This is a genomic window from [Clostridium] symbiosum ATCC 14940, assembly GCF_000466485.1.
Classification (GTDB): Bacteria; Bacillota; Clostridia; order Lachnospirales; family Lachnospiraceae; genus Otoolea; species Otoolea symbiosa.
Genome location: NZ_KE992894.1, coordinates 22,102 through 38,483 on the forward strand (window position 1 = coordinate 22,102; position 16,382 = coordinate 38,483).

14 protein-coding genes are annotated in these 16,382 nt (G+C 45.9%); 1 reads left to right on the plus strand and 13 read right to left on the minus strand.

Features of this window, described 5'->3' with window-relative positions; genetic code table 11:
- Positions 1-24 precede the first annotated feature (24 nt).
- The 9 genes from CLOSYM_RS09730 to CLOSYM_RS09770 all read right to left on the minus strand — a co-directional run bounded on the left by CLOSYM_RS09730 (position 25) and on the right by CLOSYM_RS09770 (position 10,498).
- Positions 25-987: a transglutaminase domain-containing protein gene (locus CLOSYM_RS09730; RefSeq protein ID WP_147296737.1), complete on the minus strand. Its 963-nt coding sequence runs from the start codon at positions 985-987 to the stop codon at positions 25-27.
- Positions 988-1,103: 116 nt separating this feature from the next.
- Positions 1,104-1,721, minus strand: a complete 618-nt coding sequence (locus tag CLOSYM_RS09735) for a class B sortase (protein WP_021641994.1) — start codon at positions 1,719-1,721, stop codon at positions 1,104-1,106.
- A gap of 102 nt (positions 1,722-1,823) precedes the next feature.
- Positions 1,824-2,237 (minus strand): PIN domain-containing protein, encoded by a 414-nt coding sequence (locus tag CLOSYM_RS09740; RefSeq protein ID WP_021641995.1) that lies wholly within the window; start codon positions 2,235-2,237, stop codon positions 1,824-1,826.
- Positions 2,221-2,463 (minus strand): hypothetical protein, encoded by a 243-nt coding sequence (locus CLOSYM_RS09745; protein ID WP_021641996.1) that lies wholly within the window; start codon positions 2,461-2,463, stop codon positions 2,221-2,223. The genes CLOSYM_RS09740 and CLOSYM_RS09745 overlap by 17 nt, the downstream gene beginning before the upstream one ends.
- 99 nt (positions 2,464-2,562) lie before the next feature.
- Complete coding sequence (locus CLOSYM_RS09750) at positions 2,563-6,543, minus strand: Ig-like domain-containing protein (RefSeq protein WP_021641997.1); 3,981 nt, start codon at positions 6,541-6,543, stop codon at positions 2,563-2,565.
- Between the two features lie 18 nt (positions 6,544-6,561).
- Complete coding sequence (locus CLOSYM_RS09755) at positions 6,562-7,968, minus strand: DUF6273 domain-containing protein (protein WP_021641998.1); 1,407 nt, start codon at positions 7,966-7,968, stop codon at positions 6,562-6,564.
- A 10-nt stretch (positions 7,969-7,978) separates the two neighbouring features.
- A complete protein-coding gene (locus CLOSYM_RS09760; protein WP_021641999.1) occupies positions 7,979-8,194 on the minus strand; it encodes a cold-shock protein in 216 nt (71 codons plus the stop codon).
- Between the two features lie 106 nt (positions 8,195-8,300).
- The gene (locus CLOSYM_RS09765) at positions 8,301-9,272 is read right to left on the minus strand and encodes a S1 RNA-binding domain-containing protein (protein WP_242355143.1); all 972 of its coding nucleotides are present in this window, start codon (positions 9,270-9,272) and stop codon (positions 8,301-8,303) included.
- Between the two features lie 338 nt (positions 9,273-9,610).
- A complete protein-coding gene (locus CLOSYM_RS09770; RefSeq protein ID WP_021642002.1) occupies positions 9,611-10,498 on the minus strand; it encodes a hypothetical protein in 888 nt (295 codons plus the stop codon).
- A 258-nt stretch (positions 10,499-10,756) separates the two neighbouring features.
- Between CLOSYM_RS09770 and CLOSYM_RS09775 the strand changes: the two genes are divergently transcribed.
- Complete coding sequence (locus CLOSYM_RS09775) at positions 10,757-12,061, plus strand: IS30 family transposase (protein ID WP_044902319.1); 1,305 nt, start codon at positions 10,757-10,759, stop codon at positions 12,059-12,061.
- A gap of 265 nt (positions 12,062-12,326) precedes the next feature.
- Here CLOSYM_RS09775 and CLOSYM_RS09780 read toward each other — a convergent pair whose 3' ends face one another.
- The 4 genes from CLOSYM_RS09780 to CLOSYM_RS09805 all read right to left on the minus strand — a co-directional run bounded on the left by CLOSYM_RS09780 (position 12,327) and on the right by CLOSYM_RS09805 (position 16,326).
- On the minus strand, positions 12,327-12,614 hold the full coding sequence (locus CLOSYM_RS09780) for a hypothetical protein (protein WP_021642005.1): 288 nt from the start codon (positions 12,612-12,614) through the stop codon (positions 12,327-12,329).
- Between the two features lie 11 nt (positions 12,615-12,625).
- On the minus strand, positions 12,626-13,234 hold the full coding sequence (locus CLOSYM_RS09785) for a radical SAM family protein (RefSeq protein WP_044902320.1): 609 nt from the start codon (positions 13,232-13,234) through the stop codon (positions 12,626-12,628).
- A gap of 496 nt (positions 13,235-13,730) precedes the next feature.
- The gene (locus CLOSYM_RS23440) at positions 13,731-14,507 is read right to left on the minus strand and encodes a type IV secretory system conjugative DNA transfer family protein (RefSeq protein ID WP_021642009.1); all 777 of its coding nucleotides are present in this window, start codon (positions 14,505-14,507) and stop codon (positions 13,731-13,733) included.
- 616 nt (positions 14,508-15,123) lie between these two features.
- Positions 15,124-16,326, minus strand: coding sequence for a type IV secretory system conjugative DNA transfer family protein (locus tag CLOSYM_RS09805; protein ID WP_242828663.1), 1,203 nt, complete (start codon positions 16,324-16,326; stop codon positions 15,124-15,126).
- Between the last annotated feature and the right edge of the window lie 56 nt (positions 16,327-16,382).

Consider the following 16,382-nt stretch of genomic DNA (forward strand, 5'->3'; position numbering starts at 1 on the left):
GCTGAGTTTGAGAATTACGCCTCACTAAAAATTGGGATTATCGTACTCAATGCCACAGACCGGGCAGGTCCATGCCGATTCTCTCGCTCCAAATGTATAACTGGTGCCGCATACCGGACAGGAAAATTGTCTCCGGTCTAAATAGAATGAAGGAGAGGTTCCTATTGCGGAGGCGTCAATTCCTTTCCATTCCCCATCAATCATCACGCTGTTCCATGCATGGGCAGCATTATTACTGATGCCGCACCGCAGCCCAACCGCATTGCTCAGTAGCTTGTACGTCCTGGCAAATCCCACACATTCCGATTTTCCCAGAACCAGCACCCCATATATGGTATCTGAATCCGGCTTAAATTCCCCTGTGTCATAAACAGCCCGCTCCTGGATATATTCATATACACGCTCTGCTTTTTCCCTGTCACTCAGCCCATAGTTAAAGCCAGCCAGGAACTCTGCTGCTTTCTGATAGACGGCCACCTCTTTTTCATTCAGCGCACTCACCGGATAGACGCCCCTGACTGCGGCTAAAATGCGGATATCCGACATCCCCCATCTGCCAAGCTCCTCCGCATAGTCTGTCTCCATATCATAGATCAGCGCAAGGGAGTTTTCGTCCAGAAAATAGCTGTGATCATCATACGGGGTGGTAAATACCCGCTCATCCACAACGGACTCCGGGCCAAGCCATGCTCCGTCACTTCCCACTTTAAACCCGTCAGGCGTGACTGTATCCCTTAACATGGCTCCAGTCACCCCCATGAAATAATCTTTCCCATTGTCCTTTATCCAGCCGAATTTCATATATCCATTGGAGATATAATACCGTTCCCCCTTATCCTCCAGCCATCCGTCTCCCTGGTAACTTCCATCGTCCCGAACATATCTCCAGCCGCCGTCGTCACCTGCCCACTTTCCTGCAAATACGGAAACCGCCATCACACATGATAAAATTAGTGATACTGTGGTAATACGCATTAATTTCTTCACTTTATCCACCCCCAGCTTGATTTTTGAACCGTTTATCCACCTCTCACCATCATCATAGCAAACAGAACTTCCCTGCGTCCACAGCATTAGAAAAAAACAAGACTTTTGCAAGATTTTTATGAACCGCACTCCCTGGCATACAGAATAGTTCTAGCATCCTCAAATTCATGGCTGCAGGTGACAAAGGACCAGAGCCTCGTAACGTCCCCCGTCCATTCTTTCCTGTACTTTCCTCCTTCTAACATAGCTGCAACATAGCTTTGAAACTCCGTCCTATCAGCAAAATCTGTAATTCTCCTTCTACCATCTGCCTCCGTACAGACAACTGCGATTGGTTGCAAGCAAATTTCCTTCTCATGGGTATAAATTATGATTTCCTGATGTTCCCTAAAATAAGACTCCCTCTTAAAATTAATCAGATCATAAAACATGCTCCCATTTTTCATACTATGTCCGTAGATAATATTATGATGCCCGGTAAAATCAGGCTCACATTCATAATCAAGAAAGAACGCTCCGGCCGGATTGGCTTTCCCAGCATATCCTGCTGTCAAATACTTAGTATTATCTTCCGACTGCAGAATCGGACCGTTTATCCCGGAACTTTCGATAAAAAACCACCCGATAATATCCGTGTTTACTGTCCAGAGCTGGTGAAACGGTAGCGGCGATTGATAGCCTTCCCTCTTTTCCGTTAATCCATCTGTTTCCCACACCACCACTTTGTCAGACATCTCTCTCCTGCTTACTATCACCTTTTTTCCCGATGTTCAGAGAGCATAAGTACAAGAAAAAACAAGATACCCGCTCTCACAAACAGGTATCTTGCATATTCTTTATTCACTTAACGCCTCCAAAAAGGCTTCCGGTGTGACAGGCTGAGGCTCGCTGCCCTCATAATCCTTCACGTTCCTCGTGATGATATATCGGGCATGGTGATGTGACGCGACCTGATGCTGGACACAGTCCTCAAAGTCTTTCCAGCCGCAGTCCAGCGCCGTCCTTATATCGTCCCCGGTTACATCAGCCACATCAATCAGGCTCAATATTGTTTTTATGCCCTCTACTGTTTTGGCCCGGTCTTTTATCTGACGGTTCAAAATATAGTAGATATCCGTTACTGCAGACGCAGATATAAAGCCTCTGATTTTACTTTTCCCTGACATCTGCAGAATCCGTCCGGAAAATTCCATACCAGGCCGCTGCATCAAAACGTCCAAAATTACATTCGTATCAATCAATACCTGCATATTTCTCAAGCCTCTCATTCCGGTAGTCGTCTAAAGACATCCCTTCGTCCCGGATTATCCCCGTAATGCTTTTCAGGGCAGCCTCCACATCGACTTCTTTCCTCGGTTTTCTTTTATCTGCAAGTGGCAACACAATCACCTCCACGTCCATATTCTCCATAGACTTCGGCACTGCAAACAGGGTTTTCAGCCTGTCGCTGTTTATGATTTCTCTTAATACTTCCATGGATTACACCTCCTTTTGCTGTATCACAACCGTTATCTTCTAACTTCATTATAGCCCAAACCGGTTTTCAATACAACAAAAATCACAGATGACTGGAAGTTAAGGCTGCCATACGCCATCTGCTCCCACCGTATATCCGTCCGGAGTGGTGCGGTTTACAAACAGCGCGCCGCAGGTACCGTCTGATATCGGATTAAAGTAGTACCACTTCCCGTCAAGCAGATTCCAGCCTGTGATCATACGGCCCTGGGTCCCGTCACTGACATTATGCAGAAAATACCGTTTTCCATCTATGTCTGTAAACCATCCGGTCTGCATATAACCGGTCCCGTCAAAATGGTACCATTCCAAATTCCCATTGTAGCCAAGCTGCACCCAGATATTCTTCGGATAACTGCCGTCCTTGTACTGGAACCACCAGCCTGTGCCGTCCTGAATCCAGGTTCCCGCAGGCCCTGCCTCCGTGGCTGCCTTTGGTCTGCCAGAACCGGAAGAGCTTCCTCCACCGCCTCCGTCGGAAGAACCGGAACCGGAGCTGGAATAGGTGCGGTCTGTTGTTTTATAATGAAGTAGGACTTTACAGCTTCCCTGAATCCCTCCATCTTCCGCCGTTGCCATAACAACCGCTTCCTTACTTCCCTCTTTCCCGTTTAAATCCTGAATCCATTGGGCTTCCTGGCGGGCTGTAACCAGTCCGTGATCAACACTAACCATATCCTGGTCACTGACGCTCCATGTATAATTCTTATTATGCGCTGCTTCCGGCAGAACGACCGCGCTCAACTGCTGCGGAGGCGTAATCTTCCAGGTCAGTGTCGGACTGTTTCTCCTCCCCTCCTTTATAAGCTCAATCTCAAATACAAGTTCCGCTTTATCAAGCTGTACCTTTTCCGGATGGACAACCGTTAGATCTGTCGTGGTAAATGTAATATCAACTTCACAGGTATCCTTATGCTGTCCGCCCTCCGTTGTCACAGTCACAAAACCCTTTTTGCTGCCGGACGCCGTGGAAAGAGCATAGCGGTCTTCTTTTAATTTAGCAGCGTCCCTGGCTTTCAGTTCCTGTATCCAGGCAGCCTCCTGGTTCACTTCCACACTTCCGCCCTGGTCTGCTGTCAATACGGAGCCATCGTTTGTTTCCCAGAATATCTTTTTATTATCCGCCTGGTCTGGCATCACCACTGCATTCAGTTTTTGGGGCGGCGTTACCTCATACCGGACAGAGGGATTTAAACGATCTCTTTCCATAATTCTTTCTATGGAAAAAGTCAGGTTCTTTTTATCCAGCTGTACTCCTTCCACATGAACAACCGTATGATCTTCGGTAGAAAAATTGATATTCACGGCACAGACCGCCTGTTTCCCGCCATCCACAGTCGTAGCCGTCACATAGGTGGAGCGGCTGCCGCCCGCAATGGACGCCGCATAGGGATTCTGCTTTAAATTCTCGGCATCCATATTTACTAAATCCTCAATCCATCTTGCCTGATTATTGACGCTTACAAGCCCGTCCCGGTCCACGGTCACCATATTTTCATCTCCTGCTTTCCAGCTGACCGCTTTATTGTCCGCATACTCCGGCGTGATAGTCTCATACAGCCTCTGTGATGGCGTTACCCGATAGGCCACCTGCGGTTCCAGACGGTTTCCTTCCAGCACCCGGACAACATCAAAGCTGATTTCCGATTGGTTTAATGTAATATTAGACACCGGTACCGTGGTTTCATCCGTTATCTTAAAATTTACCGTTACCAGACAGCTGGCCCGTTTCTGACCTGCCTCTGTTGTCACCGTGACCGAAGCATAATTTTTCCCTTCCGTCGTAATTGGTTTGGAAGGGTAGAGTTCCTGGTTCGTCACACCGGCTTTTATCAGATCCTGAATCCACTTTGCCTCCTGGTTTACGGTGACTGTCCCCTTATCGTCCACAGAAATCACATCCGTGGAGGAACCATCTGTATCCTTCACATTCCATACTACGTTTTTATTGGCTGCGGAGTCCGGAATAACCGTAGCTGTCAGGTGTTGGGGATCGGTAATCTTCCAAGCAATCTGCGGGTTCCAACGGGAGCCGCTTCTAATCTGTTCCACTTCAAAAGTCAGGTTATCCTGGCTTAAAATAACCCCGTTTGTCATTGCCCGGTATTTGGCCGATACCGTGATATTCTCGTCCGGCATGGTGAAGAAAATATCTGCCGTCTCCGAATTAATGTCCTCATGTTTCCCGCTGTCATCAGACACCCAGGTTAAAGAACCAGGCTCCAGCTCGTAGTACACCGGCGGATCGCTCTCCGTATCATTGGTTGGGCTTGTATAAACCAGCACCTTGGTCCCCGCCGCAATCGCCCCGGGGTTCGCCCAGTTGATTTCTTTCGCATAATTATTCTGGGATTCCATGACGGATAAGGTTCCATAATCTATGGCCGGAACCGAAACAGCATATCCCCTTACCGGGTCCCCGGTCTTACTGGCGGCAAAGTGATGGATATTACTGTCCCCAATTGCCAATACTCCCTCTTCCAGCTCCTCATAGAAAAATCGGCTGGTCTGTTTGACAAAGCTGCCCATCTGGTACAGGGAAAAATCCCTGTTGTTGGAATAATATGCCCCGATATGGTGTTCTAACCGAATTTGTGGCGTCAGCTTGTTCCCAAACGGGTTTAGTGCATACTTGTCCTCTGAATTCGTATAAAGATATTCCAGATGGTCCCCCAGTTCCACATTCCCGCCTTCAATCACTCCGATAAACAGACCTGCTGTTTTTAAAGCCGATGAAGTGGAAGCTCCTATGGTTCCGGCAAACCTTCCATTCTTTACCCTGCCGCTCTGCATACGGCCTATAAGCCCGCCGATATAATCCGCAGATGAACTTCCCACTTTTCCTTCTACATAACAATTATACACCTGGCTGTCATAGATATTTCCACAGATGCCTCCCACGCTGCCTTCCGAATAAAGAGAACTGTAGCTGTCATTTGTATCGTTGACACAATCCCCGATAAAAGTGGAATGTGCGGAACCGCAGATACCGCCTGCATAAGCCTCCAGATTTCCGGAAATATCGGTTCCGCCCAGAATGCTTCCTGTATTTTTACAATCCGAAATCATGCTGTCATATGCCTCTCCGGCGATGCCGCCCAGGACACCGGCTGCCCGCACCTGACCGAGTGTCTTACATTCTGTAATCACGGTATCATTTGCTTCTCCAACTAGCAACGCCGCCTTATCTGCCGCATTTACCTGCCCATCCACGGTCAGGTTCCGGATAACCGCGCCATATGTATATCCGAAAAGCCCCGCATAACTCTGGCTTGTATCACTGATTTTCAGATTATATACCCGGTAGCCATTCCCTTCCACAGTTCCCTTAAACGGATATGGCTCCGAATCAGACAGGCTTCTGTAATAGCCGATTGGCAGCCAGGAAGCACTGTCATTTAAAGAGATATCCTTAGTCAATTCAAAATAACAGCCATCGTAACCGTCAACCTCCTCATTTGCTACCTGATAGGCCAAAAGCTTCAAGTCTTTATCATTTCTCAGATGATAAGGTTCTTCTTCGGTTCCCTCCCCGTCAAAATGATCCGACATCTCAATACCGCCCCATAAATCTCCTGTCATTTTTAAGGCATTGGAAGGCGTCGCTTCCATAAGTTCCCTGCCGGTCTGTACTTCCTCCTCTTTGGGGACTGCTTCGGAAGGGGTTGCCGTTCTTATCTCTTCCTGCAGCTCCTCACCTTCTGCTTCTGGCTCTTTGGCTTTCGGCTCTTCGGTTTCCGGCTCTTCGGTTTCCGGCTCCTCTTCCTTCGTTCCCTCTGTATTGGTCACCTCATTTTTAACCGTCTCCTCTGCTGGCTGCTCTTCTCCCAATTCCCCACCATGGCCTTCCTCCCGGTCAGTATCTATGTTTTCGGGAGTCCTTCGTGACTCTGTACTGCTTGCGGCATGTATCTCCTGGTCAGAACGTTCCATGACCGACGCATAAGATGGGAATGCCGCCCCAGCAGGCGAAACGCCCAGTATGGCAATCAGCGTCCAGGCAGTCAAAACAGCTGACCCCTTCTTTATTCTCTTATCCATGTTTTCCTCCTCAATTTCTTATTCTGATTGATACGCAACAAACGCCGGCCGGAATCCAATACTCTGGTTGCTTACCTCCCCCGCCAAAATACGGCCGTCCCAGGACACCTGATAAGCCCTGTTTCCTCCCGTCACCGGCGTTCTGAGCCAATAACCCATCGTATAGGTTCCGGCATTTACATAATTATCATGGTCGGCCCCATTGAGTTTCCACAAAAAATCCTGATACCGTACCGCCTCCTCCAGAGATAAACAGAACATTTTATCTGTAGAATACCCGGACCGAACCGCTGCCTTTGTAAAACGGTTCAGAGCGGTCTCATAACCGGCCGTTGATCCGGAATAGGAGTAACGCACTGTTGTTACAGTATCCATAAGATTCTCCTCATTCTCCAGATTGTTGTTCAGCCAAAGCCTCAATTCGGAGCCGCCCCAGTTGTTATTCCCTGTATCATAGACAGACTGGTCTCCGCCTATAACCTCATCACACAGAAACAATGCCCCTCGCTTTTTCTCTGCGTCCATATAATCAGGATCAATGCAGCGGAAGGTATAGGTGATTCCGGCAATGTTCCGTTCCTGTACATCTCCGGTATACCAGAGACGATCTTGTGTGCTATCCGTACCTGGCTTTTTTAATACATAGGCTGGCCGGATTCCGGCCTCCATTGTCGTGGTCTGCTCCGCTGCAATGTGTCCGTTATACTGAACCACATACGCATGATTCTCGGAAGACATAGTTCTTGTCCAATAAAAACGGCTTCCTGCTTCCGGTTCCCAGCTCCCTAATGTATAGGTTTTATATGGTTCGCTTCTGACTTCAGCCAGAGAAAGGCAAAATACCCGGTCACTGATACTGTCACTTCCCTCCGACAGCCTGATGGGAAGAATCTGGTCTGAAACAGATAATCCATCGGCAAACTGCAAGTTCAGCCAGGCCCTGACTCCGGATGTATCATACCCTGTGCCCGAACCAAAGCCGGAGCAAAGTGCATAAGGAATCACCTGATCTGCCAAAAATAGCTGACCTCCCTTATAGTCTTCATCAATGCAGGTAAATGCCATTTCTTCCCATTCCCCTGGCAGGTCTGTTTTAACCGTCTGTTTTTCTCCTTTTTGGAACAGTTCCAGGACTACGCCGCATCGGTCGCATAAAAAATCCCCTTTCTCATCGCAGTGCCCCAACATGGGGAGGATTATTTCTTCCCTGTAATCCTGGCATAACCGGCACATCACAATCCTGCTTCCATTCAGCAGGCATGTGGCCTCTGTCTCCTCCGTCACCAAGTCATGGATATGCCCGGCCGATACAAAACTGCCGACATTGGACGGAGTTGCCGTTTCATTTCCATAGGAAGGAAAGGTACACATAAGAAAAAGGACGGCCATGATTCCCGCCGCCCTGAAATGATTAAGCCTTCTCATCACACTTTCCCTACTCCTTCACTACTACATTCTTTGCAATGCAGCGATGTTCCTCATCTTCCCCCGCTTCAAAGCTGACCTCCTGTCCATTTTTCAGCTTCCGAAACCCGTCCATCTGAATTTCGGAAAAATGGACATAGTAGTCAATCCCGTCCTGATCCGTGATAAATCCGAATCCTTTTTTCGCATCAAACCACTTGGTTGTTCCTGTTAATACTTCTGACATATTTTTCGCTCCTGTTCCGGTACCGTTTGGCACCTGTCTGTTTTTGATATAGAAAAAGCAGGCTGTCTCTGCCTGCTGCCCGACGCCGGTTCCCGGCAGTATTTACTTACATACATCTCTTGATGACTCTGGTAATAATCCCCTCAGCCACTTCTGTCTCATCATTGATTCTGGTGACCAGGAAGCCAACCTCGTCCTTGCGGCCCGGAAGGCTTGCAGTGTTACAGGAATGGGCTACCGCATTCACACCGTTGTTGAGATGGATAAAATAGGTTCCCTTATAGACATCCGTGATTTTTCCAACATACTTGCCCTGCTTATGCAGACGCATAAGATTTTCTTTATTGGTGTTAGCCTGTGCCTCTTTTGCACTCACTTCAATCCGTATATTCTCCGGTGATTCTGCGGTCATTTTTAAAACCTTTACCAGAACGATGTCTCCATTGGCAAACTTGTCGTTAGCGTCTACCATCCACTCCCAGGCCATGTCCCTGGCTTTTAAGGAACACTCCACACCGAAAATCTCCAGGCGAACCGCCTTGGGCGCAACGGCAATCACTCTGGCTTCCACGATCCTGCCGGGGCGCACCATCGGATATCCGTCCGCTCCTTCGGTAAAATAAAAAAGCTGCCGTTTCCTGAGCATGGCCTCTTTTCTGGACGCGACAATGCTACGTGTCTTCTGATCCATATCTCGCACAATAAAATCAAGTTCTGAGCCCAGCATGTTATTTGCCAGCCGTGTCTGCCGATTTATGATATCCGCATTTTCCCTGCCGTCTCCCTCCAGATTAATCATCATCTCTTCCATCGGTATAATTACCCGGTACCCCTTGTACTGTATGACAGCCACAACCCAGCCGCCCTCCAGTTTTTCAATACCGCCCAGCATACCGGATAACACCTTCCTGGCCCGGAACGCATTGGTCAGTTCATGCCAGTTTACGTCCTCCTGCTCACGTGGGGGCCTTGTCTGTCCATCGGTATCCACTGTCAGAATTCCCATATTAGCAGCTATCTGCATTTCTTTTGCTGTTTCCTTCGATGCTCTCACCTCTTCCATCTTTAGATTTGCCACTCAAAAATCTTCCTTTCCTCTTTATATTTATAGAATCAGATGGGAATATCCCCCTGTTCTAAACTCAGGAACGAAAAAAGCAGCCTCAAAATATGAAGCTGCTTTTTTCGTGTAAGTATATAAATTTCATGATATCATTATAAAATAGACAGAATCCTATGTCAATATGACTGGTGACGCAATGTGGTCGCATTTTAGTCGCAATTTTTTTTTCGCTCGATAGTGAGAAAACTTTATCACTTGATTCTATGATAAAATCCAGAGAAAAATAAGAAAAATACCATAGGGATAACAACATATCCAGAGTTTACAGCTCTGCAATTAGAATTTAACCTTCATTAACCGTTTATAATAATTTTTAGTAAATCGGTATAGTCAAAATCCTTTATATTAGTTTTGATTTTATGGTCAATAAGCTTAATCTTAGAAATTCCTTCGCTATACAAAACAATATTAAAATCGGAGCACTCTATACCCACAGTTTCCATAGGAAGATAACATGAACTATACCTTATGCCATTAGGAGTATCTTCAGAAAGAATATTGCATAATTGATTTGTGAGATTGTAATATTTATCAAGTTGATTTAATACTCCAAATTTCATAGGGAGTTCTAATGCGCCATTTACATTCACCTCATTTATGTCCGATAGATCATCTAAAGTTAATAAACCATAATGAGAATCTAAATAGGAGAATAACTCTTTATTTCTTGAACTACGTGATGGTGCTATCAAAAAAGCATTTAAAATCATTCCAGACAAATTTTGAAGCATATTGTTTGAATGATATGATAGAAAACCTCCAACTTCGATATTCGCCGTGGTTTCATAAATTCCCAATGCATATCTATCACCTTTTTTTATATGCGCTTCTAATAGACAAATGGTTTCTGTGCTTCCTAAATATAGTGCCTCCTGTCCTTTAATATTTGCTCTATTTTGTGGCTTATGTGGTGGAGCTTTCCATTGATTTGGATTTGAAAAATCGGTATTATCTTCATAACATCTAATACGGTATAACTTGGTTCCTCTGGGGATAATACTATTACTAAAATCATATTTCAGTCCAAATTTACATAATGTAATGTAATTAACAATTACTTCAAAGAGGTTAGCAGCTTCCAATAGTAGGCTATATTTTGCTTTCTCAATCTCATCATTACATCCACTATTTAAACTATCAAGATATTTAACATATGCTTCTTTTAGATTTACTAGTGCCATCAACAAACATTCTCCCTTGCAAATTCTAAATTATCAATCTGTTAGAATTATTATACCATACCCTAAAGACTATGCATACATAGACTTTAGAGGCCTATATCTTTCCTAAAATGAAATTTTAAATTCTACTCTTGCAATCATATATAGCATTTAGTCTCGCACAACTGGATTTAACTCCCTCTCTCCTTTTCCTTGTCACACCTGCATATCTATGTTACGGTTGTTCCTGCGTCTCTGGGACAGTAGAAGGAGACTACTATGTCTAATCTTATTCCTGGTAACCACAAACACCTCTCTCTTGATGACAGACTCTATATTGAGAAGTCCCTGAATGAGGGGAGGACCTTTAAAGATATTGCGCGTTTCCTTTGTAAGGATCCATCCACGATTTCTAAGGAGGTGCGCAGACACCGAGCTTTGGACTCATTTCATAAGGGGTCTATCACTAACACCAGTAACTTCTGCATCAAACGCTTTCAATGCCGCCGGACCAATGTCTGCGAGAAGCTTTTCCTTTGTGAACGCAAATGCTCCTCCTGTTTCAAATGCAATCAGGTCTGCAGGCATTTCGTAAAAGAGGGTTGCCACCGTCTTACCAGGGCTCCCTATGTCTGCAATGGTTGCCTCAAACCTCTGCACCGCTGTACAATTGCTGCCAAATATAACTACAACGCGCTCTTTGCTGAGCGCAAATACAAAGAAGTGCTCGTTTCCTCCAGGGCCGGTATCAATCTGACCAGAGAACAGCTCCATGCCATTGACTCCGTGGTCACCCCACTCATCGCCAATGGGCAGTCTCCCTATCAGATCGTGACCAATCATCCTGAACTGGGCATTTCTGTCCGTACCTTGTATCAGTATATTGAACAGGGGATTCTTCTTGCCCGCAACATCGACTTGAAGCGTAAACCGCGTTTTAAGCCGCGCAAGAGCCATCAGAGTCAGATTTCTAACAGGGAAGTCTTTCTGGGAAGAACCTTTCTGGACTTTCAGGATTTCATGCCCGAACAAGTCGTGGAAATGGACACTGTCATCTCAGCCGGGAACGCACGCAAAGTCCTACTGACATTCTATTTCCGTAAGCAGAAGCTGTTTCTTGCATTTCTTCTAAATAGAAAGACAAGCGCTGAAGTCCGCAGAGTATCTGACCGCCTGGAAACCAGGCTGGATACCTATTCTTTTTTATCTCTGTTTGAAACGATTCTGACTGACCGCGGCACAGAATTCGGCGATCCAGAGGCCCTTGAAACAGGGATACATGATATCCAGCGTACCAGTATTTATTATTGCGATCCCATGCAGAGCTGTCAGAAAGGCGGTGTGGAGAATGTCCATACCATGCTTCGCAATGTGTTACCCAAAGGCTCCAGTTTTGAGCTGTTAACACAATGGGATGTGAATCTAATTGTAAATCACATCAACTCGACGCCCCGTGCCATCCTGAACGGACAGACGCCTTATCAGGTGGCATATAGAGACTTTGGGCCAGATATTCTTTCGACATTACACTTGAAGCCAGTCGCACCTGACAAGGTACAACTGGCTCCAAAGCTGATTAAATAAGTTTTACTAATACTCAATGAAATCTGATTCCAGAGACAGCAGGAATTCATAAGCCAATCTCTAAGCCCAATGGAATTTAGTCTCGCACACTATCCTCCGTTTGGCTTGTTTGCCGTACCCCAAAATAAAAATTTCACTGAATGATAAGCATAGTATAACATGTTTTTATTATTTTAGAACCCTCATTTTCTTTGGAAATGCAGAAGTTTCTCATGCATGGTAGAATCTAAGTCTGCACTGGAATTTACTTTTTCAATTAACCGACCTATATCTTTTCCCATAACAACCTACTAAAGTAAACAAACTTCCCATCAATCCATCTGCAAATCCGCTTCTCAATCAAATACGCCTCGCTGCTACACTCCGGATTGTCCTTATCCCATTCCGTATCCAGCAGAAATGCATCTACACTCTCGTAAGGAATCAGTGCATTAGCCGCCCGAAGCACTGCATCGCGGTCTGTATAATCAATGTCTATATCGAATTCTTTTTTCATAACTGCTGTAAATCCCAGACGGATCACCGGATTTTCATATATCATAAGTCCCTGCATAGAAACCTCCTCTAAACAATAGAATCTTTGTAAATCCGCAGGTTGCAGCAATCCTCCTGATTGGGATTTACATGATCTCGCCAATAAAAATAATGCTCTGTGACATCTTCACATACTGTCTTTTCCGGTATCAGTATTTTCTCGACAATTCTTATTTTTTCTGGTAACGGCAGATGGCGGTAGCCGCCCTGTTGCAGTGTATATTTGGTGAAATCCACATCCTTTAACCACTGTTTAATCCATGAGTTAATTCTTAAAAACTCAATAATGCACTTTTCAATTCCGATTGCATTCAATTTCTCAAAGTCCATAAATGGTTCTATTATCGGACTGAGCCGGATTGATACATCAAATCCAGCTTCCTGCAATCGTTGAATTGCATGGATTCTTTGAGACGGAGGGCTGGATTTCTCATATTGCAATGCCCTTGCATCATCGAGGCAGGTAACCGTGATCTGAATATGCGCCAATTCCTTATCCAATATATCCATGTACTCTGGCTCTGCAATCAGTGCAGACTTTGTCACAATCAGATATCCTATTCTGTAGCGGTTCATCTCAAGTATTGTCTGATAAATAACACGGTGTTTCAGTTCACACGGCTGAAAGCAATCCGTCATTCCCCCCCAGCCGGATGATAGCCCCCGGCTGGAGGTGATTGATTTTTCTTTTTACCTTTTTAATATCCGCAACACGCGGATTCGCAGCATCCCAAAATCCCCTGAAATTTAACAGGGAGCGCGCATAACAGTAATCGCACTTATGCTGGCAGCCGCACCCATAAGTATCCAGCCTCGTATTATACTTACACTTATCTCCCTCATTGCCTTGTACACTCTTATAAAAACTTTTAAATTCGCTTGTAAAGACCTCCTTCACTCAAAATATTGTTGTTTGGTGTCATCTTCCAATAAAATCACATTTGCATCACCTCTTTTTCCTTATTGCGGAGAGCAGTACCGCCCTGCTTTCATCTGATAAAGCATCCAGATATGTTCTTTACACCACTCCGCGGCAGTCATGATACAATGCAAATGAAAGGATAACGAAAAAGGCGCTCCTCCCAAAGCGCCTTAATCTTTTCCTCAAAATTTGATTTATTCCCGGCACAACTAATCACCGAAACAGATCCTCCACTTTCTCAATCCGTCCATGTTCCTCTTGACTGCGAGAATCTTCCTCTTCTGGCCTTCTCCTCGTCCCAGGTCTAACCTGTTTTCTTGAACGCACATGTTCCTGAAGGGTCAAAGGCTCCTCTTCCTTATCAGAGCAATCAAAATCCGGATTTTCTTTCTCTTTTTCCTCCACAGCCTCAGCCTTCATCTCTTTTGCCGTTCCCGCCTTCCGCCATTCCGGGATATGCATATCCGTCTTTTCCGGCTCCAAAAACTTTGCTTCCGGGTGTCTGGTATAATCAAGTTTTTTTACTCTCAATACCTTCTGCCCCCGGATAATCAACAAGGCCTGGTCAAGCGGGAACCGGAGCACCTCATCAGGAAGCAGCAGCATCCGCTTTCCAACCGAGGAAGACTCTGAATAATCCGGAACATAATCCGTCATTCTCATGGTCTGGAAGCTTTTACGGATGGAGGAAACCCCTACCGTAATCTCGCCGGAACGGCCGCTGAAATAGGTAGCCGTCGTCATATCATTACAGCCCAGAAACAATGAGGTATCACACCCTCCCAAAATTTCTTCCCACTGCCCATCCGGATACCGGTTCTGGAGCTGAGGTACGTTTTGGTACAGGATACACATTCCAATCTGCCTACTTCTGGCCGTTGCTAATTTTTTCTTGAAATCTGGCACTACTCCTAATAGCAATAGGTAAATCTCTGCAATATGCTCGGATTTTTCCCCTGCCCCACACCGTACTTGATTGTTTCCAATCATACGGCGCTCCACCAACGCATAATGCGCTGGCTTGTGCCTATCCCTCCGCCACTTATTATCATGGTTTCATCGGTACTGTGGCACTACTTTCACAGCTGCAGATGTGCTTATATGGCATCTGCCACCTTCGTCACAACCGTGGGATATTGCATTTACAGTCATTCTCCACGTCAGCTGTTTACTACGTTCCGCACAGCTTAGTATTGCTGGCACTTAGGCCGCACCTTTGACCCTGCCGGTATGAGCCTCGCATGATCCTGCAGGCTCCCTGTATCCTGTAAATACAGAAGGCATTTCATCCGAACCACTTTACTTTGCCTCACCGGCACACCATTGCTGGTATTTCCACATTTCTGCAGATTTCGTTTAGAGTCTTTCCTTCGGTACTTTGTCAGGCTCCGCCATTCTAGCCATATGCCAGCACCGTCCGCACTGTCATACACAGCCCATGCCTCCATAGACCTTTCCTTGTTCCTCATTAGGGTGTACTTCGCACGCCTTTACCGGGCTTATAACCCTGGATTTCCTGTAAAATCCGGCGCTATCCGGAGATCAACGAATCCCCTTCCGGGCGTTACCCCGTCATTTGAGATTTCAGCCGTGCAGTTCCTGAAATTCAGGCTGCAGCTTTGTCAGTATCCCTGTTTTTAACCGCAGAACGTATCGCACTGTTCGGAAATTCGTCCAGAATAAAGAAAACCGGAACCGGCAGCTTTCGATCTGGCTGCCGGTCTGCAAAACGTACCAGCTTTATGCATAAAAAGGAGACAAATAAGGTCGCAAGAACATCAAACGTGGAATCCTGATCCGAAGTAATGCAAAAATAAGCACATTTTTTCTGCCCCGGCAGCGTTAAATCAATATCCTTGTGGCTAGTAATTTCCTGCACCAGTTTATTCTGCATAATCTGCAGCCGGGTACCCAGACCCAGGATTGCATTTCCCTTCACCTTCTCAGCTTTAGAAAACAACCGGTACGGCCCTTTCGCCGGGTGCGTTTCCGGAAGTCCGTCAAAAATTGCGTCCAGGGCCTCCAGGCTTTGGTTTAAAAGCAGCTTATACGCCTCCGGAAACGTCCGGTCCCCATCTTGGTATTCCCGGTAAACATACAGACAAAGTGCCTTTAGCAAGTCCATCTCCGTATTATCATAAAAATGGTCAAATTTGTCCGTTGTATTACGGATAACCACATCTACAAAAATGTCAATCAGTCCGCCGTCATCAATCTCCGCCAGACAGTCCCATGCGTCCGAGTTCTCAAGGCTGATTAGATTCCACTGCTTCACGATGTAGCCATTCGCTTTTAAGTAGGACACCATATCCTCATAAAGTTCGGATTTGGGATCTGTCACAAACATGCTTTCCCCACGTTTTATACACTGGAGAATCATATTTCTGGAAACGGCCCTAGATTTCATGCTTCCCTGGGAGCCGCACACGGCAATATTCCGGTTGAGCATAGAATTTTTAGGCAGACTGATTACCTGTTCATTGTCGATATCCAGCCCCAGGAGGATACCGTCCACATTTTTTAAATCCTGATTAACGGCCAGTACCTTAGCCCGCTCCTCCTTTGTCATGTAACCGGCAGTTCCGTAGGTTCCCTTTTTGGAATACTCAAAATTGCGCTCCTCGTCCATCTGATCTCCGGCAGCACTTCCCCGATAAATAACGACTCCTCCGATAATCAGGAATAGTAACAGGGATATCACTGTATTTTTTAGCCCCGTCAACGAAAACATGCCATAATACAGGCAGATAAACGGATTAAACCGGATTGAACCGGCATCTTTGAAAATCTGTGTAAGCAGGCCTCCCACATAAAAAGCCAGCACGAAAAAAGGGTTCTATACTGAATGTTGGGGTGTGCTGAAAA